At 69.0% G+C, this 25,024-nt stretch carries 20 protein-coding genes; 11 read left to right on the forward strand and 9 right to left on the reverse strand.

Annotated elements, in window-relative coordinates:
* Positions 1-60 precede the first annotated feature (60 nt).
* From ACT3CF_RS16505 to ACT3CF_RS16555, 11 genes are all read left to right on the forward strand, one after another.
* On the forward strand, positions 61-993 hold the full coding sequence (locus ACT3CF_RS16505; RefSeq protein WP_478424624.1) for a FecR family protein: 933 nt from the start codon (positions 61-63) through the stop codon (positions 991-993).
* Positions 953-3,292: a TonB-dependent receptor gene (locus ACT3CF_RS16510; protein ID WP_478424626.1), complete on the forward strand. Its 2,340-nt coding sequence runs from the start codon at positions 953-955 to the stop codon at positions 3,290-3,292. The genes ACT3CF_RS16505 and ACT3CF_RS16510 overlap by 41 nt, the downstream gene beginning before the upstream one ends.
* Before the next feature lie 51 nt (positions 3,293-3,343).
* Positions 3,344-4,111, forward strand: a complete 768-nt coding sequence (locus tag ACT3CF_RS16515) for a DUF2334 domain-containing protein (RefSeq protein ID WP_478424628.1) — start codon at positions 3,344-3,346, stop codon at positions 4,109-4,111.
* Complete coding sequence (locus tag ACT3CF_RS16520) at positions 4,099-5,253, forward strand: glycosyltransferase (RefSeq protein WP_478424630.1); 1,155 nt, start codon at positions 4,099-4,101, stop codon at positions 5,251-5,253. Before ACT3CF_RS16515 ends, ACT3CF_RS16520 begins: the two co-directional genes overlap by 13 nt.
* Positions 5,229-6,164, forward strand: a complete 936-nt coding sequence (locus tag ACT3CF_RS16525) for a hypothetical protein (protein WP_478424632.1) — start codon at positions 5,229-5,231, stop codon at positions 6,162-6,164. The genes ACT3CF_RS16520 and ACT3CF_RS16525 overlap by 25 nt, the downstream gene beginning before the upstream one ends.
* Positions 6,161-6,997, forward strand: a complete 837-nt coding sequence (locus ACT3CF_RS16530) for a protein-L-isoaspartate(D-aspartate) O-methyltransferase (protein WP_478424634.1) — start codon at positions 6,161-6,163, stop codon at positions 6,995-6,997. The genes ACT3CF_RS16525 and ACT3CF_RS16530 overlap by 4 nt, the downstream gene beginning before the upstream one ends.
* A 104-nt stretch (positions 6,998-7,101) precedes the next feature.
* The gene (locus tag ACT3CF_RS16535) at positions 7,102-8,094 is read left to right on the forward strand and encodes an efflux RND transporter periplasmic adaptor subunit (RefSeq protein ID WP_478424635.1); all 993 of its coding nucleotides are present in this window, start codon (positions 7,102-7,104) and stop codon (positions 8,092-8,094) included.
* A gap of 1 nt (position 8,095) precedes the next feature.
* Positions 8,096-11,200: an efflux RND transporter permease subunit gene (locus ACT3CF_RS16540; RefSeq protein ID WP_478424637.1), complete on the forward strand. Its 3,105-nt coding sequence runs from the start codon at positions 8,096-8,098 to the stop codon at positions 11,198-11,200.
* On the forward strand, positions 11,197-12,573 hold the full coding sequence (locus tag ACT3CF_RS16545; protein WP_478424639.1) for an efflux transporter outer membrane subunit: 1,377 nt from the start codon (positions 11,197-11,199) through the stop codon (positions 12,571-12,573). Before ACT3CF_RS16540 ends, ACT3CF_RS16545 begins: the two co-directional genes overlap by 4 nt.
* On the forward strand, positions 12,573-13,250 hold the full coding sequence (locus ACT3CF_RS16550; protein ID WP_478424641.1) for a response regulator transcription factor: 678 nt from the start codon (positions 12,573-12,575) through the stop codon (positions 13,248-13,250). Before ACT3CF_RS16545 ends, ACT3CF_RS16550 begins: the two co-directional genes overlap by 1 nt.
* Positions 13,247-14,584 (forward strand): sensor histidine kinase, encoded by a 1,338-nt coding sequence (locus ACT3CF_RS16555; protein WP_478424643.1) that lies wholly within the window; start codon positions 13,247-13,249, stop codon positions 14,582-14,584. Before ACT3CF_RS16550 ends, ACT3CF_RS16555 begins: the two co-directional genes overlap by 4 nt.
* Here ACT3CF_RS16555 and ACT3CF_RS16560 read toward each other — a convergent pair.
* The 9 genes from ACT3CF_RS16560 to ACT3CF_RS16600 form a co-directional block, all read right to left on the reverse strand.
* Positions 14,581-15,021 carry a hypothetical protein gene (locus ACT3CF_RS16560; RefSeq protein ID WP_478424645.1) on the reverse strand — a complete coding sequence of 147 codons (441 nt, stop codon included), beginning with the start codon at positions 15,019-15,021 and terminating at the stop codon, positions 14,581-14,583. The two genes, ACT3CF_RS16555 and ACT3CF_RS16560, sit on opposite strands and share 4 nt — an antisense overlap.
* Positions 14,975-15,382: a MerC domain-containing protein gene (locus tag ACT3CF_RS16565; RefSeq protein ID WP_478424647.1), complete on the reverse strand. Its 408-nt coding sequence runs from the start codon at positions 15,380-15,382 to the stop codon at positions 14,975-14,977. Before ACT3CF_RS16565 ends, ACT3CF_RS16560 begins: the two co-directional genes overlap by 47 nt.
* A gap of 78 nt (positions 15,383-15,460) precedes the next feature.
* Entirely contained in the window at positions 15,461-17,644 is a 2,184-nt protein-coding gene (locus ACT3CF_RS16570; protein ID WP_478424649.1) for a TonB-dependent receptor, read from the reverse strand.
* Positions 17,645-17,737: 93 nt separating this feature from the next.
* The gene (locus ACT3CF_RS16575; RefSeq protein ID WP_478424651.1) at positions 17,738-18,190 is read right to left on the reverse strand and encodes a DUF2946 family protein; all 453 of its coding nucleotides are present in this window, start codon (positions 18,188-18,190) and stop codon (positions 17,738-17,740) included.
* 109 nt (positions 18,191-18,299) lie between these two features.
* On the reverse strand, positions 18,300-18,947 hold the full coding sequence (locus ACT3CF_RS16580) for a phosphatase PAP2 family protein (RefSeq protein WP_478424653.1): 648 nt from the start codon (positions 18,945-18,947) through the stop codon (positions 18,300-18,302).
* Entirely contained in the window at positions 18,944-19,540 is a 597-nt protein-coding gene (locus tag ACT3CF_RS16585; RefSeq protein ID WP_478424655.1) for a DedA family protein, read from the reverse strand. Before ACT3CF_RS16585 ends, ACT3CF_RS16580 begins: the two co-directional genes overlap by 4 nt.
* Positions 19,537-22,608 carry an efflux RND transporter permease subunit gene (locus ACT3CF_RS16590; RefSeq protein WP_478424657.1) on the reverse strand — a complete coding sequence of 1,024 codons (3,072 nt, stop codon included), beginning with the start codon at positions 22,606-22,608 and terminating at the stop codon, positions 19,537-19,539. Before ACT3CF_RS16590 ends, ACT3CF_RS16585 begins: the two co-directional genes overlap by 4 nt.
* Positions 22,605-23,642, reverse strand: coding sequence for an efflux RND transporter periplasmic adaptor subunit (locus tag ACT3CF_RS16595; RefSeq protein ID WP_478424659.1), 1,038 nt, complete (start codon positions 23,640-23,642; stop codon positions 22,605-22,607). The genes ACT3CF_RS16590 and ACT3CF_RS16595 overlap by 4 nt, the downstream gene beginning before the upstream one ends.
* Positions 23,639-24,991 carry a TolC family protein gene (locus tag ACT3CF_RS16600; protein WP_478424660.1) on the reverse strand — a complete coding sequence of 451 codons (1,353 nt, stop codon included), beginning with the start codon at positions 24,989-24,991 and terminating at the stop codon, positions 23,639-23,641. The genes ACT3CF_RS16595 and ACT3CF_RS16600 overlap by 4 nt, the downstream gene beginning before the upstream one ends.
* Positions 24,992-25,024: the final 33 nt, after the last annotated feature.

Below are 25,024 nucleotides of genomic sequence, written 5' to 3' on the forward strand. Positions count from 1 at the left end.
GCGGCATCTCATGCATGAACAGGGATGGCGTTGGTCGACGCCAATGCCGGGAATTGGGCAATGAGCGAGGATATCCACGAAGCGGCAGCGCGCTGGCATGAGGCGCACCAGCATGACGACATGGACTGGGAAGGTTTCACGGTCTGGCTGGAAGCCGACCCGCGCCACCGCCTCGCCTATCGCGAGATCGCGCTGCTCGACATGCGAATCGAAGAGGCCCGCGACGACCTGCTTCCGCCCGCCGAACCGATGCCCGCCCCCCGGCGCCGGCTGCCAGCTTGGGCGCTGGGGTCCGGAATCGCCGCCGCTGCCGCAATTGCCCTGGCTGTCGGCATCGGCTCCCAGTCATCCCAGCCCGACAAGGCGGCCACCGCGTCGTTCGCCAGCAACGCCGGCACGTCGCGCACCGTGCAACTCGCGGACGGAGTCTCGGCCACCCTCGGCGCCAGCTCGCGGCTTTCCGCCCCAGAGGCCGGCGGGCGCATGCAGCTGACCGGCAGCGCGTTCTTCAGCATCCGCCATGATCCCAAGCGCAGTGTCGTCATCGAGGTGGGCGGCGCCCGCATACGCGACGTCGGCACGCGGTTCGCGGTCAACTCCGCCGATGGCGTGCTCAGCGTCTCCGTCGAGGAGGGCCGCATCGCGCTCCAGCTTCCCGGCCAGACCGCGGAAACGGAGGTGGCCGCCGGCCAGGAAGCGCTGGCGCAAGGCGGCAAGGTCGTGCTCCGGCCGGTCGGCATGGCGAACATTGCCTCCTGGCGGCGGGGCCGCTTCGTCTATGATCGCACGCCCCTCGCGCTGGTCGCCGCCGATATCGCGCGGTACACGGGGCAGCCGGTGACGATCGCCGGACCGGCAGCGCAGCGCCCCTTCTCGGGCGTGCTCTCGCCGGGCGACCGCGCGGCGATGGTTTCCACTCTTACGCTAATGACGGGACTGCATGCGGACAGCGATGGTCAGACGATCCGGCTGGTCGATCGTACTGGCGGCTAGCGTCCTGCCGCTGGCGCCCGCCCAGGCGCGGGACGAAAGCTTCGCGATCTCCCTGCCTTCCGGCAACCTGGCCGATACGCTCGAGGCGCTGACGGCGCAGACAGGCATCTCGCTCGTCTATGAGGCGCGCCTGCCATCGGCACGCACCCATGCAGCGCGCGGACGGATGTCGGCGCGCGAGGCGCTCGACCGGATATTGCAGGGCACTCCTGTCCGGGCGGTGCGGATCGGCCCCAGGGTCTTTCGGATCGTGGCGCGGCCGCGTGCAGTGCCGCACCCCGCCTACCCTGCCGGGCCGGAACCGGCGGTGCAGGCGAACGAGGAGATCGTGGTCACGGCCCGCAAGCTGCCGGAGGCCTTGTCCTCGATTGCGGGTTCGGTCGCCGTCTATGCGCCGCGCGACACCGGCCGGCCCGACCGCGCCGCGCGCGCCGGCGATGTCGCGCGCGTCATCGAGGGGCTGAGTGTTGCCGGGGGCGGTCCCGGCCGGGAACGGCCCTTCATTCGCGGTCTGGCCGACAGTCCGTTCAACGGCTTCAGCCAATCGACGGTCAGCGTGCAGGTGGATGAGGGCCGCGTCACCTATGACGCGGCGGAGCCCGGCCTCTATCTGGCCGACATAAGCCGGGTCGAAGTGCTGAAAGGCCCCCAAGGCCCGCTCTACGGCACCGGCGCGCTCGGCGGCGTCTACCGTATCGTCACCAACCGGCCGGTGATCGGCTCGACCTCCGGATGGGCCGGCATCGGCGCCCAGGCGGTCGGCTCCGGCGGGCTGGGCGCGAACGCGGAAGCCATGCTCAACCTGCCGCTGGTCGGCGACCTCGCCGCGCTGCGCCTGGTCGGCTATGCGCGCAGCGATGCAGGCTGGATCGACGATGCGGCCGGCCCTTCCGATGTCAACCGCACGCGCATCGCCGGCGGGCGGGCGGCGCTGCGCGTCGCCCCCGCGACCGGATGGACCATCGACCTGATCGGCGCCTATCAGTCGACGCGGACGGCCGACAGCCAATATGTCGACCGCGACTATGAGGACCTGACGCGCGGCATCACCCAGCGCGAGCCGCGCCGCGGTACGTTCGGCCTCGGCCAGGCGATCGTCTCGGGCCCCGTCGGCGCCCTACGCCTCACCGCGGTGACCAGCCATGCGTGGCAGGACCAGCACGATGCGTTCGACGCGACCGACGCCGCGGCGCAGCTCGGGGTGCCGGGTGCCCTGCGCTACCATGACGGCCGTGCCTACCGGGTCTTCGACCAGGAAGTCCGGCTGGCCTCGGCGCCGGGCAGTAGCTTCGCCTGGACGGCCGGGGTCTCCTATGTCTCCGCCGCCACGCGCGCGACCGGGGCGATCGACACAGCAACCGGCATCGTGCCCGACTTCTTCAGCCTGCACCGCCGCGTGACCGAGACGGCGCTCTTCGCCGACGGCGCCTTGCCGCTGACGAGACGCCTGCGGCTCGCGATCGGCGCGCGCCTGTTCCGGGCGACGACCGAGGACGAGCGCCAGGAGGAGCTGGACGCGCAGACCGCCAACCATGCGTCGATCGGCCTCACCCCCAGCGCCTCGCTTTCCTACCATTTCGCGCACGACCGGCTGCTCTATGTCCGGCTGGGCACGGCCTTCCGCCCCGGCGGCATCGACCCCAGCAACAACCAGACCGGACGCTATGACGGGGACTCGGTCCGCAGCGTCGAGCTGGGCGGCCGCGCCGGCTTCTTCCAGGGCCGGCTGGACGTCGCCCTTGCCGGCTTCCAGACGGGCTGGCGCAGCGTCCAGTCCGACTATCTCGAGGACAATGGCCTGATCGCAACGCGCAACGCCGGCGACGCCACCATAATCGGGCTCGAAGGCAACGCTACCTGGCGCCCCGGCGGCGGCTGGCGCCTGCGCGCCGGCTTCACGGCGCAGCGCCCGAGGCTCGTCCATGCGGCCGACGGCGCGGACCTGCCCGAGGATCGGCGCCTGCCCGTGGTGCCCGACCTTGCCGGCAATCTCGCGGTCGAGCGCCCCATCCGGCTGCTCGGACAGGCGGTCACGCCCTATGCCGCGTTCAATTATGTCGGACCCTCGCGCCTCAGCTTCGACGACGGCCTGGATCGCAGCATGGGCGGCTATGGCCTCGTGCGGATAGGGGCGACCATGGCGGCGGGCCCCATCGTCATCGCGCTCGACATCGACAATCTGCTGGACACGCGAGCAGACAGCTTCGCCTATGGCAATCCCTTCTCGCTGCGCAGCGAGCGCCAATACACACCGCTTAGGCCCCGCACCTTGAGCCTGTCGATCACGCGCGCCTTCTAAAAAAATCCATCGCCGGACTGCGGTGCCGGCCGGCGGCGGCATCCTGGCAGCGTGACCCGATCCCAGAAACCGCCTCGCCGGCTCCTTGCCTCGATCCATGATGTGTCGCCGCGCCACGAAGCGGCGATCGACCAGCTTCTTGAAGAACTCGCCCTGGTGGGCGTCACGCGCCTTGCCATGCTCGTCGTGCCCGATTTCTGGCGCGAGGCCGAAATCCGTCCCGGCTCCGCCTTCGCCGCGCGGCTGCGGCGCTGGAGCGAGGGCGGCATCGAGATGTTCCTTCATGGCTATAGCCACCGCGACGAGACCGAGCATGCCTCCTGGCAGGACCGGGTCAAGGCCAGCCAGATGACCGCCGGCGAGGGCGAGTTTCTCGGCCTGGATGCCGAGGAGGCCGAGCGCCGCATCCGGGCCGGCCGGACGCTGCTCGAGGACATCACCGGAAAGCCGATCGCCGGTTTCATCGCACCCGCCTGGCTCTATGGCGACGGGACGCACAGCGCGATGAAGGCGCTCGGTATTCCGATCGCCGAGGATCATATGCGTGTCTGGGATCCAGTGGCCGGGCGGGTGCTGGTCAACACACCGGTCGTCACTTGGGCGACGCGGACCCGGGCCCGCATGCTCTCCTCGCTCGCGGTCGCGAGCGTCGCGCGCGTCATTCCCTTGCCGAGGATCGTGCGTATCGGTGTCCATCCCGGCGATGTCACGGTGCCCGCGACCCTGTCGAGCATCCGCCGGACCGTCGGCAAGATCGCCCGGAGCCATCTCCCCAGCCACTATCGCGACATGGTCGGGGACCTGGCATGCGCGTCCTGACCTTTCTGCACAGCTTCGAGCTGGGCGGCGTCGAGCGCGTCGCGCTGCGGCTCGTGCGGTACTGGCGCAGGCTGGGCGTTGACGCGCCCCTCTTCCTCGGGCGCGAGGACGGGCCGCTGCGGGCAGAGCTGGCGGGGGACCTCACCTACACTGTCCCTCCCCAGCCTTCCTTCGGTACCGCCTGGTGGGAGACCTTCTGGATGATCGCGCGGCTGCCCGCCGAGATCCGCCGCACCCGGCCCGATGTCCTCTTCGTCTCCGGAAGCACCTACACGGTCGTCGCCGCCGCCATGGCGCTGCGCTTCGGCAGGCACTGCCCGGCGATCGTGGTGAAGATCAGCAACGACCTCGCGCGCGACGACCTGCCGCCGGTCGCGCGCTTCTTCTGGCGGTTCTGGCTCGGCGTCCAGGCGCGCTTCGGCTGGACCTGGGTGATCATGGACGAGGCGATCGCAGGCGATCTCCCGCCCGGCATGCGCCCCAGGTTCCGGGTGATCCACGACCCGGCGATCGAGGCGGCCCGGATTTGCTGCCCGGCGCCGCAGCGGGAGGATGGCGCCAGGCACTTCGTTGCGATCGGACGCCTCACCTCCCAGAAGAACTATGCACTGATGCTGCGCGCATTCGCGCGCGGCGCGCACCCTGACCAGACGCTGACCATCTATGGCGATGGCCCGGAGCGCGAAACGCTCGAGGCGCTTGCCAGCACGCTCGGCATCTCGGACCGCATCGTCTTTCTCGGCCATGTCCCCGATGCCGCCTCGCATCTGGACGGCTTCGACACCTTGCTGCTGTCGTCGCGCTACGAAGGCGTGCCGGCGGTGCTGGTCGAGGCGCTTGCGGCCGGGCTTTCGATCATCTCTACCGACAGCGGCTCCGGGGTGCGCAGCCTTCTCGGGGGCGGGCGGTACGGGATGATCGTGCCGCGCGATGAAGACGCGCTCGCCGCCGCAATCGCCCGGGCCGATGCCGCGCCGATGCCCGACGCGACCCGCCTGGCCCATGTGCACCGCTTCACGCTCGAGCATTCCGGCCAGATCTATCTCGACACCTTTGCCGAAGCGGCAGAGGCCCGCGCGCGCGGTGGCGCCTCCGCTGACCAAGGCGACGCGCTCGCATGGCCGGTGCCGCCCACCCGATGAACACGCTCGCCGTTCAGACGCCGCCCCTGCCGCCCGTCTCCGCCTCCGCCCGCGAGTGGCTGATGACCCTGGCCGGACTGGGTCTTTCCGCCGCGATCCTCCTTGCGGTCTTCTCCCAGCTGGGCGGGATCGATCCCTCACGCTTCAAGGCGGCACCGGCGAGCCCCTGGTTCTGGCTGTGCTTCGCCCTGGTCTATGCCGTCGGGCCCTTGATGGAATGGCTGATCCTGCGCCGGCTATGGCAGCTGCGCGCGGACGCCTTGCCGGCGCTGTTCCGCAAGCAGGTCGCGAATGAGATCGTCTTTGGCTATTCGGGCGATGCGCAATTCTATCTCTGGGCGCGCCGGCACCAGCCGCTCCAGGGTTCGGTGTTCGGGACGCTGCGCGACGTCGCCGTGCTCTCGGCGCTGGCGGGCAATCTCGCCACGCTGGTGATGATGGCGCTCAACGCGCCGCTGCTCTACCGGGTCGCCGGCGGCGCGCTCCTCAACAGCTTCGCCGCTTCGGTCGCGGTCATCATCCTGTCCTCGCTCGTGATCCTTGTCCTGCGGCGCGCGGCGGCACTGCTGACACTGTCGCGCCGCGATCTCCTCATCACCTTCGGGCTCCACAGCCTGCGGATCGTCCTCAGCCTGGTGCTGACGGCTTTGCTCTGGAAGCTGCTGCTGCCGGGCCTCCCGGCCATGATCCTCGTCGCGGTGGCGACCTTGCGCATGATGGTCCATCGCCTTCCTTTGGTGCCGGCGCGTGATGCGCTGCTCGCCCCGCTGGTGCTGGCCTTACTCGGCGCGGGTTCGGGGCTGGCTGCGGCCACCATGCTCGTCGCGGCGCTGACCCTGGTGACGCATGTCGTGGTCGGCGGCGTCACGGCGGCGGCCTCCTTCCTCCCGGCCCGGCGCGCAGCGCCATGATCCCTGTTCGAGGATGGAGGCCGGGACTCGCCTGCATCGCCGCCCTGCTCCTGGCGACCGCAGCGGCAGCCCAGGACCAGAATTTCGCAGCGGCGCGCGCCGCCATGGTGGGGCATATCCGGACAGCGGTTCGGGCCGCCGCACCGAGCGCGGACAATGCAGCGCTGGCGCGCGCGCTGGCCGCCATCGGTTCGGTGCCGAGGGAAGCCTTTGTGCCCGCGGACCTGAGGGCCGACGCCTATCGCGAGACTCCGCTGCCCATCGGCTATGAGCAGACGATCTCGGACGCCTATATCGTCGCGATCATGACGGCCGCAGCCGATCCGGGACGGGGCGCCAACGTCCTCGATGTCGGGACGGGGTCGGGCTATCAGGCGGCCGTGCTCGCGACGATGGCCGATCGGGTCGCCTCGATCGAAATCGTGCCGCAGCTCGCCGAGACGGCGCGCACACGGCTGCATGCGCTCGGCTATGCGAATGTCGAGGTTCGCGCGGGCGACGGCTATGCCGGCTGGCCCGAGCGCGCCCCCTTCGACGCGATCGTGGTGGCGGCCGGCGCCGCCCGCGTACCGCAACCGCTTCTGGACCAGCTGAAGATCGGCGGAAGGCTGGTGATGCCGGTCGGCCTCAGCTGGGCCACCGAGCAGATCCTGGTCGTGACGCGCACGGGACCCGCCAAATATACGCGATGCTCGCTCGGCTGGTCCATGTTCGTGCCGTTGACCGGACAAGGCAGGCGGCCGGAGAATTCGACGGGGCTGTTCGAGAAGGTGCCGCTCTGCTTCGAGGACGAGGTGGCCCATCCGGACTTCCAGGCTCCCTCGCCCAAATAGCGGCAGGAAGCCTCGCGCTCCGAGATGGACGAATTGTATAGTCGGCGGGACCTGCACCCAACGGCGCTTCGCTACTCCCGCCCGGTCAACTGTCCGGGTCTGCCATGCATCGCGCCTTTGTCCCCTTCCCGTTCCTCGCTGCTTTCGCGCTTGGCGCATGCGGTGCCGAGTCCCCAGGCACTTCACCGGCCAAGGCCGTGCACGCCGAACCGGTCGCGCATGAGGCCGAGCTTCTCAAGCTGACCCTGGCGCCGGCGGCAGAGGCGCGGCTCGGCATCGCGACGGCGCAGGTCGGCACCGGAAACGCCCAGTCCAGGCGCGAGACCGCAGGCGAGATCGTCGCACCCGCCTCCGGCGGCGGCGTGCCGGCAGGGTCCGGGACCAATCTCGGCCAGCTCGGTGCACAGCAAGTCGCCGCGGACGGCGAGGTCCTGCGCGCCGCAGCCCAGACTCGCCTGGCGCGAATAGCCCTGGCGCGCGCCGAGGCACTGGTCCGGGAAGAGGCCGGCAGCGCCCGGGGCCGCGACGAGGCTGCCGCCGCGCTTGCGACCGCCCGCGCCGCCGAGGTGACCGCGCGGCGCCAGCGCGCGATGCTCGGGCCGTCCATCGCATCGCTCGACGCGCAGCCGCGCCTCTGGGTGCGGGTGATCGTGCCGGCCTCCGACCTGAGCGGCCTCGGCCGCCGCACGGCGGTGCAGGTGCGACCGCTTGGCGGCCAGGGTTCGCCCCGCATGGCGGTGCCTGTCGAGGCACCCCCTTCGGCCAATGCATTGGGCGCGACCGTCGACCTCTATTACGCACTCGACAACCGGGACCGCGCCTGGCGTGTGGGACAGCGCGTCTCGGTCTCACTGCCGATGGCCTCGGGCCCGCTACAGGGGCTCTCCGTTCCGGCGGCAGCGATCCTGCGCGACATCTATGGCGGCGAATGGGTCTATGTGCGGACCGCCCCCCATAGTTACGTCCGCCGCCGGGTCGAGATCGCCTCCAGCGAAGGCGGCTTCGCGCTTGTGACGCGCGGACTGGCCCAGGGTGACCATGTAGTGACCGATGGGGCCGCCGAATTGTTCGGCACCGAGTTCGGCGTGGCGCACTGACATGCTCAGCTGGATCGTCCGCAATTCGCTCACCCAGCGGGTCCTGGTGCTCGCGCTCGCCGTCCTGCTCGTCCTTCTCGGCCTGCGCGCCTCGAGCGACGTTCCCCTCGACGTCTTTCCCGAGTTCGCGCCGCCGATCGTCGAGATCCAGACCGAAGCGCCGGGGCTCTCGACCGAGGAAGTCGAAAGCCTGATCACCGTACCCCTCGAGGTCGCAGTCAATGGCGTGCCGGGACGCACGACCCTGCGTTCGAAGTCGGTGCTCGGCCTGTCCTCGGTCGTCATATTGTTCGCGCCCGGCACCGATGTCATCCGCGCGCGCCAGCTGGTCCAGGAGCGCGTCGCGCAGGTCCAGGCGCGCCTGCCCGCCGCCGCCCGCGCACCGACGCTGCTGCCGCCGCTCTCCTCGACCAGCCGGGCGATGAAGATCGGCATCAGCTCGAAGACCCTCGACCAGATGCAGCTGTCCGAGCTTGTCCGCTGGACGATCCGTCCCCGCCTCATGGCCGTGTCCGGCGTGGCCAATGTCGCTTCCTGGGGCCAGCGCGACCGCCAGCTCCAGATCCTGGTCGATCCCGACCGGCTGCGCACGGCCGGCGTCACCCTCGCCGAGCTGCGCGCCGCGGCAGGCGACGCGGTGCCGGTGGGCGGTGGCGGCTTCGTCGACACGCCCAACCAGCGCCTTGCCGTCCAGCAGGTCGGAGCGATCCAGACCGCCGAGGACCTGTCGCGCACCCTTATCAAGCTTTCGGGCGGGGCACCCATCCGCATCGGGGACGTGGCCCGCGTGACCGAGGATCATGCCGCTCCGATCGGCAATGCGATCATCAACGACGGTCCCGGCATCATGCTGATCGTCGAGAAGCAGCCCACCGCCAACACGCTCGATCTCACCAAGGGCGTCGAAGCCGCGCTCGCCGAGATCAAGCCGGGGCTGAAGGGAGTCGAGATCGACACCTCGATCTTCCGTCCCGCCACCTTCATCGAGCGCTCGATCGACAACCTCACCCGCGCGCTCGCGATCGGCTGCATCCTGGTTGCCGGGGTGCTGATCCTGTTCACCCGGGACTGGCGCCAGGCGGCGATCAGCCTGGTCGCGATCCCGCTCTCGCTCGTCGGCGCTGGACTGGTGCTGCTGTGGAGCGGCGTCACCATCAACACCATGGTGATCGCCGGACTGGTGATCGCGCTCGGCGAGGTCGTCGACGATGCGATCATCGATGTCGAGAATATCGCCCGCCGCCTGCGGCTTAACGGCGAGGCCGAGCATCCCCGCCCGGCACTCGAAGTGGTGTTCGACGCCTCGATCGAAGTGCGCAGCGCGGTGGTTTTCGCCTCGCTGATCGTGATGCTCGTGTTCCTGCCGATCTTCTTCCTCGGCGGCCTCGCCGGCACGTTTTTCCAGCCGCTCGCGATCGCCTATATCCTGGCCATCGCCGCCTCGCTGCTCGTCGCGCTCACCGTCACCCCGGCGCTTAGCCTGATGCTGCTGCCCAAGGCCCCGCTCGGCGAACATCGCGACACCCGCTTCGTCCGGATGCTGAAGCGCGGCTATGCCGGGCTGCTGCCCCGCCTGACCGATCGCCCGCGCGTCGCGATGAGCGTGGTTGCCGCCGGGCTCGCGGTCGCGGCGATCGGCTATGCGAGCTTCAAGGACGAATTCCTTCCGCATTTCCGCGAGACCGACTTCCTGATGCACTGGGTCGAGAAGCCGGGCACGTCGATCGAGGCGATGGACCGCATCACGATCCGCGTCTCGAAGGAGCTGCGCGCGATCCCCGGCATACGCAATTTTGGCGCGCATATCGGACGGGCCGAGGCGGCCGACGAGGTGGTCGGCCCCAATTTCACCGAGCTGTGGATCAGCCTCGACGAGACGGCCGATTATGACGCCAGCGTCGGCAAGATCCAGCAGGTGATCGATGGCTATCCCGGCCTGTTCCGCGACGTGCTCACCTATCTGCGCGAGCGGATCAAGGAAGTGCTGACGGGTGCCGGCGCCTCGGTGGTCGTGCGGATCTTCGGCCCCGACCAAAACGAGCTGCGTGCCGCAGCCGAGCGGGTGCGCACCGGCGTTGCCGGGATCGAGGGCGTTGCAGACCTCAAGGTGGAGCAGCAGGTTCTCGTCCCCCAGATCCAGATCCGCCCGCGGCCGGTGGAGATGGCTCGGCTAGGGCTCACCGCCGGGGAGGTCCGGCGCCAGGCAGCCACCTTGGTCGCTGCCGAGAAGGTCGGCGAGATCTACCGCGACCAGAAGTCCTTCGACGTCGCGCTCTGGGGCGAGCCTGCTGTCCGCGACGATCTCCACGCGCTTGCCGGCCTCGCACTCCAGGCGCCCGATGGCAGCCAAGTCCGGCTCGGCGATGTCGCGGAAATCCGCATCGCGCCCGCGCCCAACGAAGTGAAGCGCGAGAATGGGGTGCGCCGCATCGATGTCACGTTGAACGTGAAAGGCGCGGACCTGGGCTCCGTCGCACGCGCGGTCGAGCAGAAAGTCGCCGGCCTGTCCTTCGCGCAGGGCTATCACGCCAAGGTGCTCGGCGAATATGCCGCGCTCAAGGAATCGCGCCAGCGGCTCTGGACCACCGGCCTTCTCTGCCTGGTCGGCGTGCTGCTGCTGGTCTGGCTGGAATTCCGGTCGCTCAGGATCACCGCGCTGGTGGCGGCGAGCCTGCCCTTCGCCCTGGTCGGTGGCGTCGTCGCCGTGGCGCTGACGGGTGGGACGATGTCGCTGGGCTCGCTGGTGGGCTTCGTGACCGTGCTCGGCATCTCGGCGCGCAATGGGATCATGCTGCTCTCGCATTATGCCCATCTTCGCCATGTCGAGGGCGAGGCCTTTGGTCCTGCCCTTATCCGCCGCGGCGCCGAGGAGCGGCTCGTCCCGATCCTGATGACCGCCGCCTGTGCCGGCCTCGCGCTGGTACCGCTGATCGTGGCGGGGAACGCGCCGGGGCATGAGATCGAGCACCCGATGGCAATCGTCATCCTGGGGGGGCTGGTCTCCTCGACGCTGCTCAACCTCTTCCTGATGCCGAGCCTCTACGCCCGGTTCGGCGAGCCACGCGCCGCCGGTCCCTCCACCCCCCGCCAAGGAGCGCCCGCATGATGCGCCGCTTCACCTCGCTCCTGATGCTTGCGGCCGCCGGTTGCGCCACGCCTGGCGCCCAGGCACCGCGCACCATCCCGCCCGCCGGCGCCGAAGCGCCCTTTGCCGCGCTACCTTCGGCGTCGATCGCGGCGGTGCCGGATCATTGGTGGCGGATGTTCGACGATCCCGAGCTGGACCGGCTCGTCGCGGCTAGCCTCGCTGCAAATGCCGATCTGCGCCTTGCCTATGCCAATCTGGACGCGGCGCGTGCGGCGCTCCGCCAAGCCCGCGCCCAGCGCCTGCCCCAGGCGACGCTCGAGAGCAGCCTCGGCATCGACAATCCGGCAGACCAGCCCAGCGCGGCGACCGTGTCCTCCTCCGACTATGATATCGCCGCGACGGTCAACTGGGATGCCGACCTGTTCGGTCGGCTCCGCAGCGGCGCACTCGCCGCCCGGGCGGATGCGGCGGCCGCCGAGGCGGCCGCAGACGGCGTCCGGGTCGCGGTCGCGGCCGACACGGTTCTCGCCTATGTCGATCTATGCGGGGCAAGGCGCGGCGAGGCAGTCGCGCGCGAGATCGCGGCCGCGCAGGCGCGCGCGGTCGAGACCCTGCGCGATCAGCTCCGGGCCGGCGAGGTCTCGCCGCTCGAAGTCTCGCAGGCGGAAACCCTGCTTGCCGCCGCCGAGGCGGATGTCCCCGGCTTCGCCGCGCAGCGCGACAATGCGCTCTATCGCCTGGCCACGCTGCAAGGTCTCGCGCCCGCGGCGGCGCGCGGCTGGTCGCTGGCCTGCACCGCCGTGCCCCGCCTGCATGGCGCGGCACCGATCGGCGACGGCACCGCGCTATTTCTCAGGCGTCCCGATATCCGCGAGGCCGAACGCAGGCTGGCGGCCGCCGCGGCGCGGGTCGGCGTCGCCCATGCCGAGCTCTACCCCCGGATCAATCTCGGCGGCGCGGTCGGGCTGTTGCGGGGCGATTTCTCCGCCGCGCTCTCGCCCCTGATCAGCTGGGCGCTTCCCAACGTCCCCGGGCGAGCCAAGCTCGCCCAGGCACGCGCCACCGAAGCCGGCGCGCTCGCGAGCTGGGACATCGCAGTGTTGCGGGCGCTGCGCGAGGTCGAGACGGCGCTGGCCGAGATGGATGCCGAGGTTGCACGCAACCGCCGCCTTGCCGATGCCGAAGCGGCCGGCGCGCTCTATGCGCGGCGCAGCGCCGCGCGCGTGAGGCTGGGCGACGCCGCCCCGTTGCTCCGCATCGATGCCGAGCGCAGCCTTGCCACTGCGCGGCTCGCACGGGCGCGATCGGACCTCCTGGTCGCGCGCAACCAGGTCCTGTTGTTCCGGGCGCTCGGCGGCGGCTGGCAAGGCCCCGGCATGGAGGCACGCTGATGCGTATCCTGATCGTCGAGGATGACCAGGAAACCAGGGACTTCATCGCCCGCGGGCTGAGCGAGGCGGGCCATTCGGTGGCGATTGCCATCGATGGACGCGACGGGCTTTTCCAGGCGACCGAGGGCAGCTTCGACGTCCTGGTGATCGACCGCATGCTGCCGGTCATCGATGGACTGTCGGCGATCCGGATGCTGCGTGCCGGCAGCTGCACTATTCCCATTCTCATCCTGACCGCGATGGGCAGCATCGAGGACCGGGTCGAGGGGCTGGAAAGCGGCGCGGACGACTATCTGGTCAAGCCGTTCGCCTTTTCCGAATTGAGCGCTCGGTTGCTGGCGCTGGGCCGCCGCCTGCCCGCGAGCCTTGCCGAACCCAATCGCCTTACTGTCGGGGATATCGAGCTGGATTTCGAGCGCCGTGCAGTCCGGCGCGCCGGCCGGCGGATTACCTTGCAGCCGCGCGAATTCCTCCTGCTTGCCGAACTCATGCGAAACCCGCACCGGGTCGTTACCCGGACCATGCTGCTCGAGCGGGTCTGGGATCTCGATTTCGAGCCCAAGACCAATATCGTCGAGACCCATCTCAGCCGGCTGCGCGCCAAGCTCAATGCCGGCTTTGACGAAGACGCCATCGAGACCATCCGCGGCGCCGGCTACATGATCCGGGGCGGATGATGCGCCGGGTCGGCAATTCGACCTTCGGCATCGCCCTGCTGGTCAGCCTCGCGCTTACCCTGGGCGCGGTCGGTATCGGCGCTCTCTCCTATGAGGTCACCCATGAGGCGCTGGAGCAGCAGCTCGACCACCGCACCGCCACCGAGACCCGCGCCCTGCTCGCCGAACCCGGCAAGGACCGCACCACGGCGATCGCCACGGGCATTGCCCGGCGCGAAGCGATCCCCGGTCCCGAGCATCTCGACTATCTGCTCGTCGACGCCGCGGGCCGCCACCGCGCCGGACGGCTTGCGGCGGACGCGCCAGCTCAGCCCGGATATCTGGAGTTTCTTCCCTACCGGGACGGCCGCATCGGGCAGGCGCTGACGACGCGGCTCGACGACGGCGCCCTGCTCGTCGTGTCCGCGGACCGCGCCGTGCTCGACGAGACCGATCGGCGCCTGCTGCTGCTCTTCACCTGTGCGTTCGGAGCGATGTTGCTGCTCGGCCTTGGCGGCGCGTGGACGCTCGGCGCGGTCACCAGGGCAAGGCTGCGGGGTATGGACCGCGCGGCGCTGGCGATCATCGGGGGCGACCTGTCGCGACGGATGCCGGTCGACGCCTCGGACAGCGAATTCGACCGTCTCTCGGAAACGCTCAACCGCATGCTTGATCGGATCGCGGCGCTGATGACCAATTTGCGCCAGGTCTCCAGCGATGTCGCGCACGATCTGCGCACGCCGCTCACCCGATTGCGCAACCGGCTGGACGAAGCCCAAAATGGTGCCGACACGCAACGCGGCGCTGCGATAGAGGCCGCCATCGTTCAGGCCGACGAGTTGCTCGAGATCTTCGCGGCGCTCCTTCGCATCTCCGAGGTCGAGGGGCTCGGCGTGCGCAAGCAATTTCGCCCCGTGGCGCTGGGCGCAGCGCTGCTGGAGTTCGTGGAGACCTATCGCCCCGACGCGGAAGCGAGCGCGCATCTCCTCGAGACCGACATCGACCCGGCCATCCAGGTGCTTGGCGATCGCCGCTTGCTTCTCCAGCTCGCTACCAATCTGTTCGACAATGCCCTTCGCCACACCCCCCCGGGGACCCTCGTCCGAGTAGTGCTGGCCCGTGAGGGCGGCGTCGTCCGGCTGCGGGTGATCGACGATGGCCCGGGGGTCGCCGAGGCCGCACGCGACCGGCTCTTCGAGCGATTCAGCCGCGCCGAACAGAGCCGCTCCTCGGTCGGGCACGGGCTGGGCCTTGCGCTCGTCGCGGCGATTGCCGCGGCGCACCGCGGCGAAGCGAAGCTGCTCGCTGGGCCGGGCTTCGGAGTTGAGGTGTCGCTTGGTCCCCCACCCGGCTAGCGCTCCATGATCGTTGCCTCGGCGCACCGGCCACACCGACCAGGAACCTCAATCACGAGCCTAGGGTCCGCCAGTCCATGCTGTCCGGCAAGGCGGTCGAGCCGCTCAAATGCCTCCGTACAGGCTATGCGCGTCACCGCCCCACAGGAACGGCAATAGAGGAGTATCTCTCTGTCGCTGTTGCCCATCGCGTAGCCGCGGGCAGTTTCCACCTTCTGGATCTCCCGGCGGTCGGCAAGCTGGCGGATCGCGCGGAAGACTTGGCTGGCCGCCAGAGGTTCGCCGCCCAGCTCGAGCGTCTTGCGAATCTCCACCACCCGGAGCGGCCGCCCTGCATCCTTGAGCAGGCGAAGGATCGCCTCGTTCAGCTGCCCGGCAGGGCGCCGCTGCTCAGCCATGGCGGTGGTGGCGGTGCCGCAGCCGCCAGTTGCGGACATGGCCGAACACCAGGAACAGGCTGCCCGCGATGGTCAGCGGCACTTCCTGCGGCGTCTCGGCGAAGGCCAGCGCCCCCGCCGCGAGCAGGGCAAGGCCGATGGCGCCGGCGACGAGCGGCTGCCACAGGCGATGCCCCCAGGTCCCGACCAGCAGGGCGAGCCCCGAGCTGGGCACCGCCAGCACCAGGATCCACAGGTGCAGCGTCTCAGGCAGGGCGACCAGCCGCGACAAAGCGGGCAGCGCCGCAAGCAGCAGCGGCAGGCCGGCGCAGTGGATGAGGCACAGGACCGAGGCGCCGACCGCCATCCGCTCGACCCAGTCGATCGCGGAAGGCTCGGCCGCCGGTTGTCCGCAGCGCATGTCTTTACTCCAATAGTCTCACAATCGCGGGGAAGCGGCGGCGCGGTTCCCCGGCGCCGCCGCTCCCGCTTCCCGGCCTTAGAAGCCGACGCGCACCGTCGCGCGCAGGTCGCGTCCCGCCAGCGGGGCGAAGTCCTTCAGGAAGCTCGAATGGCGCCGTGCATCGACATCGAAGATGTTGTTGGCGCTGAGCAGCAGCGAGATCTTCTGGTTGCCCGGGATTGGCCGGAAGGCGATCGAGGCGTTGACCATCGTATAGTCGCTGGTTGGCGTCTCGAACGCGGCGATCCGGTTCTGCTCGAACACATGCTCGGCTTCCACGCGGCCGGTCACCCGGTCCGAATGCGCCTCGATCCCGCCGAGCACGCGCATCGGCGGGATGCGGGGCACGGGGCCCTCGTCGACGATGCTGGCGTGGACATAGTCGCCCAGCGCGTCGAGGTTGATCGAGGTGCCGCCGATCTTGGCGACGCGGACCGAGGCATCGGCCTCGAACCCGTAATAGCGCGCCGCCGCCTGCTGGAACTGGAAGCAGGGCAGGTCGACGTCGCGCCCGCTCGGCGCTGCGGCGGCCTGGCAGATCGCCGGATCGACCTGGTTCTCGGAGATGTAGTTGGAGAACCAGTTGTAGTAAGCTGAGGCGTCGAGGCTGAAGCCGTCCTTGTGGACGTGCAGCGAGCCTTCCAGGCCCCAGGACTTCTCCAGCGCGAAGTCCGGGCTGCCCAGCTCCCAGCTCTGCGTGCCGGCATGACCACCGCGGGCGAACAGCTCCTCGGCCGAAGGTGCGCGCTCGGTGCGCGACAGGTTCACGCCGATCCGCACCCCGTCGCCCAGCGCATAGGACACGCCTGCCGAGCCGGAGAGCGCATCGAAGTCGCGCTTGCCCGAGAAGAAGCGCAGGTCGCCATCGATCGGATTGGCCTGCTGAGTGGTCATCTCGTAGCGCAGCCCACCCTCGGCTCTGAGCGCGCCGAAATCGAATTGCTGCAGCGTGAAGAAGCCGATCTGCTGGGTGGAGTTCTTGGGCAGGAAAGCCTCGTCCCCGACCACGTTGAAGTCTCGGTTGAAGAACTGCACGCCGGAAGCGCCGCTCCAGCCGCCGCGATTGGCCTGAACCAGCTCGAGCCGGCCTTCCAGGCCCTTGTTGTAGAAGGCGGTACCAATCGAACCGTCCTCGCCAAGCTCGAAGTGGCGATAGTTTGCGTATCCGGCGCGCAGGCGGATCTGCTTGAGGAAGCCGCCGCCGGTATCGACTTCGCCGCGCAGGTCGAAGCGGTTCTGGATCAGGCTGAGGCGCGGTGCTTCCTGGCCAGCGCCAGACTCGAGCGCATAGCGGATCGGCACGCCATAAAGACTGTCATAATGGCTATAAGAGATGCCAAGGCTGCCGGTGTCGGTGATAATCGATGCGCCCACGCCGGCGGTCCAGGTCTTGGCGGCGCTGTTCGGCAAGGTGTTCTTCAGCGCGGCGGTCGCGGCGAAGTCGGGATCGTCCGGCGTGGTCGGACCTGCCGCCGCCGCCAAGGCCTGGGCGCGCGCAGCCGGGGTCAGCACATAGCCGCCGACATGCAGGTCGTCGCTCTTCAGGTACGAACCGTCGGCATGGAGTACGAGCTTGTCGGTAACCGCGACGTCACCGGCGCCGCCGATCGAGCGCTCCTTGGCCGCCGAGCCATAGCTACCGATCGCGTCGAACCGGTAGCCATTCTCCGGCACGCTGCGCGGGATACGCGTGTCGATCACATTGACCACGCCGCCGATCGCCGAGGAGCCGTAGAGCAGGGCGGACGGGCCGCGCAGCACCTCGACGCGCTCGGCGAGGAGCGGGTCGATCACCACCGCATGGTCGACCGAGGTGTTCGACACGTCGATCGAGCCGATGCCGTCGGTCAGTACGCGGATGCGTTCGCCCTGAAAACCGCGCAGGATCGGGCGCGAGGCGGTCGGGCCGAAGGAGCTGGCAGAGACACCGGGCAGACGTGCCAGCGTCTCACCGATGCTCGGGCGCAGCTCGCGGGTCAGGTTTTCGCCCGAGACGATCGAAGTGCCGGACAGCACGTCCTTCTCGCTCTGGTTGAGCAGGCCGGTGACGACGATCTCGTCGCCATGATTGCCGGTGGTGCTTTGCCCGTCGCCGGGTGCATCGGCCGGAGCGGCCTTTGCGGTGTCAGCCGGTGCGGTGGTGTCGGGGCCGGCGGCATAGGCGACGGCAGGAAGGGCAAGCGCGATCGTGGCGGCGCTCAGCAGAAACAGATGACGCATGATGAATTGCTCCAGGAACCTTGGTCTTCGGGGATCAGGGACTCCACGGCGCACGGGCGCGCGAATACGCGCCTCTCTTTGTGAGCGAAGTCCTCAGGCTTGGAATCGGAGCGGGGGTGCGCGGCTCTGCCAGCCTTGGGCCGGCGGCGTAAGGGTCAGGACGTTGAATGCGGGTGGAATTACATGGAAGCTGGCGGCGACCGGCGCCCCGATGGCGGGAGGCGTTGGCACCAGATAGGCACCTGCGTGCGCGATCTCCCTGCAGATGGGACAATTGCCAGGCTGCTCAGCCGGCCCATGCCTCCCGCGTTCCCGCAAGTCATCGGGAGCGCGTTCAAGGCCGGCGGAGCTGCGAACGGCATCGAAATGTCGATGGGTCTGGGCAACAATGCTTTGCCATGTGAAAGCCAGCAGCAATGCCAGGAATATCGCGCGCCAAGGTCCAGCACCTGCCCGATCGGCGACGCGCGCGCGCACGGACAAGCGGCTAGATCGCCGCTCCGTACCCCCGTCTCGACAAACGCCGCTCACCGAACCTTCCCTCACAGCTCAGAATTTCTTGATATGTTACACCATATCATTGTCAATAGCCGATCGCGGGCGTTCGAAGATGCCGGGAGCCAGCTCCTCTTTAGCGTGTCTCCGCATCGAGCGCCTAGGCAACACGGCGGCAGAGCCACGCGGTTAGGATCGCCCAGCCTCCGCCCAACGCCCAGCCCGCAAGGACGTCCGTCGGCCAGTGAACCCCCAGATACAGCCGGGAGATGCCGATGGCGACGACCAGCAGCACCGCGCAGGTCATCAGATAGCGCTTACTTTTCACGTCCGGCAGCCGGTCCGCGGCAACAACGGCGAGCGTGAGGTACACGATTGCCGACAGCGCGGCATGCCCGCTCGGAAAGCTCGCCGCGCTAAACGATGTCCAGTGCGGAACGGCGTCCGGCCGCGCGCGATCGGCGACGGCCTTCACGCCCTGGACCATCAGCGTCCCGAGGATGGCCTGCCCGCACAGGATCAAGGCGATGCGCTTTGCGCCCAGCATGGCCCAAAGCCCCGCAGCGAACGCCATCACCAAAAGGAGTGTGGCCGTGTCGCCAAGCGCCGTCAGATCGAGCATCACGGCGCGTAGTCCGGCGACGCCGCCGAGATGATCGCGGATCCAGATCAGTGCCGCGCGATCATAGGCGTCGAATTCGCCTTCCAGGATTTCCGAGGCCAGCTTCAGCAAGACAAGCAGCGCGGCGGCAGCGACCGCGATGACGGCCGCGATGACGAGCTGCGGCCGACCCCTCCAGCCGCTCATGAACGGTGCCATCGCGCAACCCGCCACAGATACCAGCCGAGCAGCGCCCCGATCACGGCAATCGAACCCCAGCCAACCAGTGTCTGCACTTCGGGAAATCGTCGTCCAAGGAAAGCGCCAGCGAACGTCAGCATACTGGTCCAGGCGAGTGTCCCGAGAAACGACCAGCCTAGAAACGCGGGCAGCGGCATCGCCAACAGTCCCGCCGGGATCGACACGATCGAACGCACCGTAGGAACCAGCCGGGCCAGGCAGGCATAGAGCACCCCATGCCTACGAAAGCGCCGGCGGGCAGCCTCGACGTCCGGCCAACGCAGCGTCAGCCAGCGACCATGCCGCTCGACAAGGCCGCGCAGGCGATCGGCGCCCAAAGCACGGGCCAACAGATACCAGGCGATATTGCCCGCCATGGCGCCCGTGGTGCCCGCGGCGATCACGCCGGGCGTCGACAGGCTCCCCCGCCCTGCCTCCATGCCGGCGAGCGGCATGATCACTTCGGAGGGCAAGGGCGGGAACAGCGTCTCGGCGAACATCAGAAGGGCAATTCCGGCATAGCCCAGCTGCGCGACGATAGTCTCGATCCAGGCGCTCACGCCGCCATCGGCTCCGCAGCATCCCGCTCCTCGTGCGCCAGGGTGAAGCGCAGCAGCACGGGCATGGCTATCAGCACGAGCGGATATTGCAGGGCCAGACCCGCGATGATTGCCACCGCCAGGGGCTGCTGGATCCCCGAGCCCTGCCCGATCGCCAGCGCGAGCGGCAGGAGGGTAAGGATCGCCGCCAACGTCGTCATGGTGATAGGCCGCAGGCGGTTGCGGCTCGCCTCGCGCACCGCAGCCAGCGGCGGCAAGCGGTGGCGCAGTTCCTCGAACTCCGAGACGTAGAAGATCGCCATCTCGGTTCCGATGCCGATGATCATCGTCATGCCCATCAGCGCGGTGATGTTGAGGTCGAGGCCAGCGACCCACAAGGCCGTGAACACCGCCGTCGTCGAGAGCAAGGAGCAGCCGATGATGATCAGCGGGATCGCAAAGCGCCGGTATAGCACGAGCAGAAGAATGAACTCGGCGATCAGTGCCGCGACGAACACCTTGGCGAGGCCGTCAAAGGCGATCTGCTGCTGCTGATAGAGCCCGCCCATCTCATAGCGCACCCCCGGCGCCAGAACGCCGGGCTGGTCGATCGCCTTGGTCACGTCGCCGACCGCGGCGCCGATGCCGCGCCCGGTGATGCGGCCGGTCACCGCCACCATCGGCTCCAGATTCTCGCGGCTGATCTGCGGCTGCCCGCTTACCGGCGCGAGCGTAGCGACCCGCGAGAGTGGAAAGACATGGCCATCGGATGCACGGATCGGGAGCTGCGCGAGCTGGTCCTGGGTAAGCGTGGTCACACCCGGCAAGCGCACGCGCACATCCACGGCCTTGCTCGGCTGCGGGATCGACGTCGCGACAACCCCGGTCAGCGCCGTGTCCAGCGCCGTCTGCACATCGGCGGGGGTGATGCCCTCATATCCGGCGCGGATCGGGTCGATCTTCACATCGATCGCATCGCCGGCGAGCTGCAATCCACTCTTCACTTCGACGACACCCGGAATCTTCTCGATCAGCGCCGCGATCTTCTCGGCCTGCGGACCGAGCACGGCGGCATCCGACGAATAGAGCTTCACTTCGATCGGCTGCGGGACCGCGGTCAGGTCGCCGATTAGGTCCTCCATCAGCTGCGCGACTTCGACCTCGACGCCGGGCACCTTCCGCGCCACCTCCTCGGCAACCGCGTTCATCTTCTCCTCGGCGCTCATCGAATGGTTCGGCTTCAGCCGGACGAAATAGTCGCCATGATAGCTTTGGCCGAGATCGCCCCCCAGCCCGGTGCCCAGGCGCCGCGAAAAGGTCGCCACATCCTTGTCGGCGCGCAGCAGCGCATCTACCTGCGCCATGCGCCGGCTGGATTCGTCGAGCGAGGTGCCGGGCGGCGTGAAATAGTCCATCACGAAGCCGCCTTCGTCGACCTTGGGCATGAACCCGGTCGGCACGTTGGAATAGGCGACATAGCCCAGGACCAGGAGCGGCACAGCGACCACCGCGAGCAGCCAGGGCCGGCGCATCACGCCGTCGATCGCCTGGTCGTGGCGGCGGGTCATCCAGCCTTCATGGCTGCCATGCGCGGCATGCTTGCCGTCGAACTTCAGCAGGCGCCGCGCGAGCACCGGCACCACAAAGGCGGTCATCGCCCAGGAGATGGCGAGCGCCGCGGCCATGGTGAGCGACAGCGCCTTGGAAAAGGCCCCCGTCACCCCGGTTAGGAAGGAAAGCGGCAGGAACACGATCAGCGTCGCCAGGCTCGAGCCCGTAAGTGGCGCGAGGAACTCGCGCGCGGCAGGAAGGATCGCGGCTTCGCCGGTCTCCGCTTCCGGCGGCGAGCCATCGCCCTGGGCGCGGCGGACGATATGCTCGATCATCACAATCACATCATCGATCAGCAGGCCGACGGCCGCTGCGATGCCGCCGAGCGTCATGATATTGAAGCTCATGCCGGCGATCGACAGGACCAGCACCGTCGCCATCAGCGTGGCTGGGACCACGATCAGCGCTACCAGCGTCACCCGCCAGCTGCGCAGGAAGACAAGCAGCACGATCGCGGCCAGGACCAGCCCGATCAGCACCGCGTCACGGACGCTGGCGAAGGACTGGGTGACGAGCTCGCTCTGGTCGTACCAGTTGAGGAGCTTCACGCCCGGCGGCAGCTTGAACCCGGTAAGCCGGGCCTGGACCTCCTTCGCGATCTGCACCGAATTGCCGTCGGGCTGTTCATAGATGTTGAACAGCACGGCAGGCTTGCCGTCCTCGGACACGCGCAGCCATTGCGGCAGGATGCCGTCCTGCACGGTGGCGACGTCGCGCACCCGCACCACGCCCCCCGGGCTCGACTTGACGACTACATCGCCGATCCGCTCGGGCGAGGCGATCGTGTGATCGGCGATCACCAGCGACAGGCGGCCGCGATCCTGCACCTGGCCGACCGCGCTCAGCACATTGCCGTTAGAAATTGCCGTGGAGAGATCGCCCATCGACAGGCCGAAACTTGCCAGCCGCGCCGGATCGGCGAGCACCTGCACCTCCTGCGTCTCGCCGCCCTGGACATCGACCCGGGCGAGGCCGGAGATTCCCGAAAGCAAGGGCGTGATCTGGTAGCGGCCCAGATCCTGTAGCTGGGTCGGCGAATCCTTGTCCGAGACCAAGGCGTAGGAGATGATCGGAAAGACGGTCGGGTCCATCCGGCGGACGTTGTAGCTGGTGCCGGCTGGCAGCGCCGCGACCGCGCGGGCCATGGCCGCATCGACCTCCAGCGTGCTTGCGACCATGTCGCGGCCCCAGCCGAAGTCGATCGAGATCTGGGCGGCGCCGCGCGAGGTCTCGGACCGCACATTCTGGACGCCGGGCACCGAGCGGAGCGCCTGCTCCACCGGACGGGTGACGATCAGCGCAGTCTGGTCGGCGGGTCGGCTACCCGCGTCGATATCGACCACGACGCGGGGGAACGAGACCTGCGGGAACAGACCGATCGGCAGCGACAGCGCGGCGACGAGACCGGCCAGCGCCAGCGCCACCGCGACGACGACGAACGCCCGCGACTGGCTGGCCAGCAACCTGGAGAAATTCACTTGGCGTCACCCACATGGACTGCGTCGCCGTCGGAGAGCTGATAGGCACCGTCGACGACCAGCGGCATGCCGGCCGCGACCTGCCCGGAGACCACGTCGCTTTCGGGCGTGGAGACCAGGACCTTCACCGGCACCGCATGCGCCTTGCCCCCCGTCACCTGGAAGACCATCGCCTTGCCCTCGGCATCCATCGTCACTGCCTTGTGCGGTACGACCCAGCCTTGGGCCTGGCCGGTGACGATGGCGGCACGCACGGCCTCGCCGGACAGGAAGCTGCCGGCCGGATAGGCGATGTCGACATCGACCTGACGGGTCGTCGGATTGAGCATCGAATCGACCCGCACGACATGGCCGGTCACGGCCGTGCCGCCATCCAGCCGGGCGAGACGAACTTCGGCGCCGACACGTACCTGGTTGCGCAGCGCCGGATCGACGCCAGTCGTGATCACCAGCGAGCCGCTGCGTGCCACGCTTGCGAGCGCGGCTCCCGGTTGGGTGCGGTCGCCCTCGGCCACCGGCATCGTCGCGACGATTCCGGCAAAGGGCGCGCGGAAGGTGACGGTCCCCGAGCCTGCGCCCTCTGCCCTGAGCGCAGCGAGTTGCACGCGCGCATCGGCCAGGGCCTTTTCGGCCTGGGCAAGCTGGTCGCGGGTCGCGAGCTGCTGGGAAAGAAGCTGTGCAGTGGAATCGCGCTGCGATTGCGCTGCCTTCACCGCATCGGCAGCCTGGGTAAAGGCGCTACGCGCTGTCGGGGCGACGGCGAAGACCAGCAGGGGTTGGCCTGCCTGGACCGCGACGCCCTGAGTCACGAGCAGCTTCACCACCTGACCGGGCTGGGGCGTGCTGATCGTCTGCTGTCCGTTGCCCGAGGGTGCCGCCGAGCCATAGGCTTCGATCAGCGTCGGCAGGCTCCCCTGCCGGGCCTGCGTCACGGTCACCTGGGTCGACGGCGCCGCCTGATTGTCGGGTTCGCTGGCGGCGCAGCCGGCAAGCGAGGCGGCGAGCAGCAGGAGCGTGGCGGTACGCGCGCTCACTGGGCCGCTCCCGCCACACCGGGATCGGGAAAGCCGAGCGTATCGACCGCTGGCAGTCCCGCCCCAATCAATGTCTGGATCGCGACCTGGCGGTCGAACAGTGCGAGCTCGAGCGTCATCACTTCCTGTTCCTTGGAAAAGCGGGTGCTGAGGAGATCGACGAACGATCGCTCGTCGAGCGTGCTGGCAGCAAAGGCCCTGGCGGCGCGCTCGGCCGCGGCGCGCGCCTCGTCGAGATCATGATGGGCGGCAGCGAGCTGGAGCGCGATCTGGTCTCGCTCGCCGAGCAGCCCGCCAATTTCGCCGGTTATTCCGGCCAGCCGCGCGGCATATTCGCGGTTGAGCTGCTCGCGGGTCGCGCGGGCGATCGCGATATTGCCCTGGTTGCGGTCGAACACCGGCAGGCCAAGCTGCACATCGGGTCCGCCGCTGACCACCTTGCTGTTGTCGCTCGAAACCGAGGCGCCGAGCACCAGGTCGGGGAATTGCGAGAGGATCGCGACACGCAATTGCTCGTCCTGCGCGGCATAGCCCGCGCGCAGCGCGAGCAGGTCGGGACGGCGCTGCGGCAGCGTGGCGAGCATCGCGCGGATCCCGGCAGGGTCGAAGGGCGGCAGGTCGATTGCGTCGGCGAGCGGCACCGTCACATCGGGCGCGATCCCCAGCAGTGCATTGAGCTTGTGGCGGTTGGCGAGCTGGGCCTGGTCTTGCTGAAGCAGCGCGGCACGCGCCGACTGAAGCGCGGCGGCGCTTGGTGCCAAGGTCGAGAGCGTCGAATTGCCGGCTTCTAACGCCTTGCGGTTCGCTGCGTAGCGCTTTGCCATCAGCTCATAGGCCCGTTCGAGCATCGGCCGCAGCCGCTCGCCCAGGACGATATCGCCCGCGAGCTGGCGGGCCTGCCCGGCCACCTGCCATTCCTGCCAGAGCAGATCCGCGCGCACCTGATAGAGGCTGTCCTTGGCGGAGCGGCGCTTCGGCTTGAGGACGATCAGCGCCTTGATGTCCTGCGAGAGGCCGAGATTCCACGCCGGGACCGAGCCCGAACCCGACAACAGGGGAAGGAAGGCGCCCGTCAGGCTAGGGTTGGGCAGGACGCCAGCCTGGACGAGCTGCGCCTCGGCCACGCCCGTCTTGGCGCGGGCCGCGAGCAGGTCGGGATTGTGCGAGACCGCCAGCGCGGTCACCTCGGCGACCGTCAGCGCACGACCCGGCAGGTCCGGGATGGCGGCAAGGCTGGGCGCGAGCGGCGCCTCGGTCTGGAGCGGCAGCGGCGTGTAGTGCGCGCAGCTGGCGAGCGGCGCACCAGATATCAGCAGCAGCAGGAAGCGGGATCGGGTGGCGTGGAGCACGAAACCTCGGCGGAAAGGAGAAGACGCCGCCGC

The organism is Sphingomonas chlorellae, from assembly GCF_056485145.1.

What these genes read in the sequence shown, in the direction of transcription:
- ACT3CF_RS16505 (WP_478424624.1), top strand. Translation starts at nt 61, where the DNA reads ATGAGCGAGGATATCCACGAAGCGGCAGCGCGCTGGCATGAGGCGCAC.
- ACT3CF_RS16510 (WP_478424626.1), top strand. Translation starts at nt 953, where the DNA reads ATGGTCAGACGATCCGGCTGGTCGATCGTACTGGCGGCTAGCGTCCTG.
- ACT3CF_RS16520 (WP_478424630.1), top strand. Translation starts at nt 4,099, where the DNA reads ATGCGCGTCCTGACCTTTCTGCACAGCTTCGAGCTGGGCGGCGTCGAG.
- ACT3CF_RS16525 (WP_478424632.1), top strand. Translation starts at nt 5,229, where the DNA reads ATGGCCGGTGCCGCCCACCCGATGAACACGCTCGCCGTTCAGACGCCG.
- ACT3CF_RS16530 (WP_478424634.1), top strand. Translation starts at nt 6,161, where the DNA reads ATGATCCCTGTTCGAGGATGGAGGCCGGGACTCGCCTGCATCGCCGCC.
- ACT3CF_RS16535 (WP_478424635.1), top strand. Translation starts at nt 7,102, where the DNA reads ATGCATCGCGCCTTTGTCCCCTTCCCGTTCCTCGCTGCTTTCGCGCTT.
- ACT3CF_RS16540 (WP_478424637.1), top strand. Translation starts at nt 8,096, where the DNA reads ATGCTCAGCTGGATCGTCCGCAATTCGCTCACCCAGCGGGTCCTGGTG.
- ACT3CF_RS16545 (WP_478424639.1), top strand. Translation starts at nt 11,197, where the DNA reads ATGATGCGCCGCTTCACCTCGCTCCTGATGCTTGCGGCCGCCGGTTGC.
- ACT3CF_RS16550 (WP_478424641.1), top strand. Translation starts at nt 12,573, where the DNA reads ATGCGTATCCTGATCGTCGAGGATGACCAGGAAACCAGGGACTTCATC.
- ACT3CF_RS16555 (WP_478424643.1), top strand. Translation starts at nt 13,247, where the DNA reads ATGATGCGCCGGGTCGGCAATTCGACCTTCGGCATCGCCCTGCTGGTC.
- ACT3CF_RS16560 (WP_478424645.1), bottom strand. Translation starts at nt 15,021, where the DNA reads ATGTCCGCAACTGGCGGCTGCGGCACCGCCACCACCGCCATGGCTGAG.
- ACT3CF_RS16565 (WP_478424647.1), bottom strand. Translation starts at nt 15,382, where the DNA reads ATGCGCTGCGGACAACCGGCGGCCGAGCCTTCCGCGATCGACTGGGTC.
- ACT3CF_RS16570 (WP_478424649.1), bottom strand. Translation starts at nt 17,644, where the DNA reads ATGCGTCATCTGTTTCTGCTGAGCGCCGCCACGATCGCGCTTGCCCTT.
- ACT3CF_RS16580 (WP_478424653.1), bottom strand. Translation starts at nt 18,947, where the DNA reads ATGAGCGGCTGGAGGGGTCGGCCGCAGCTCGTCATCGCGGCCGTCATC.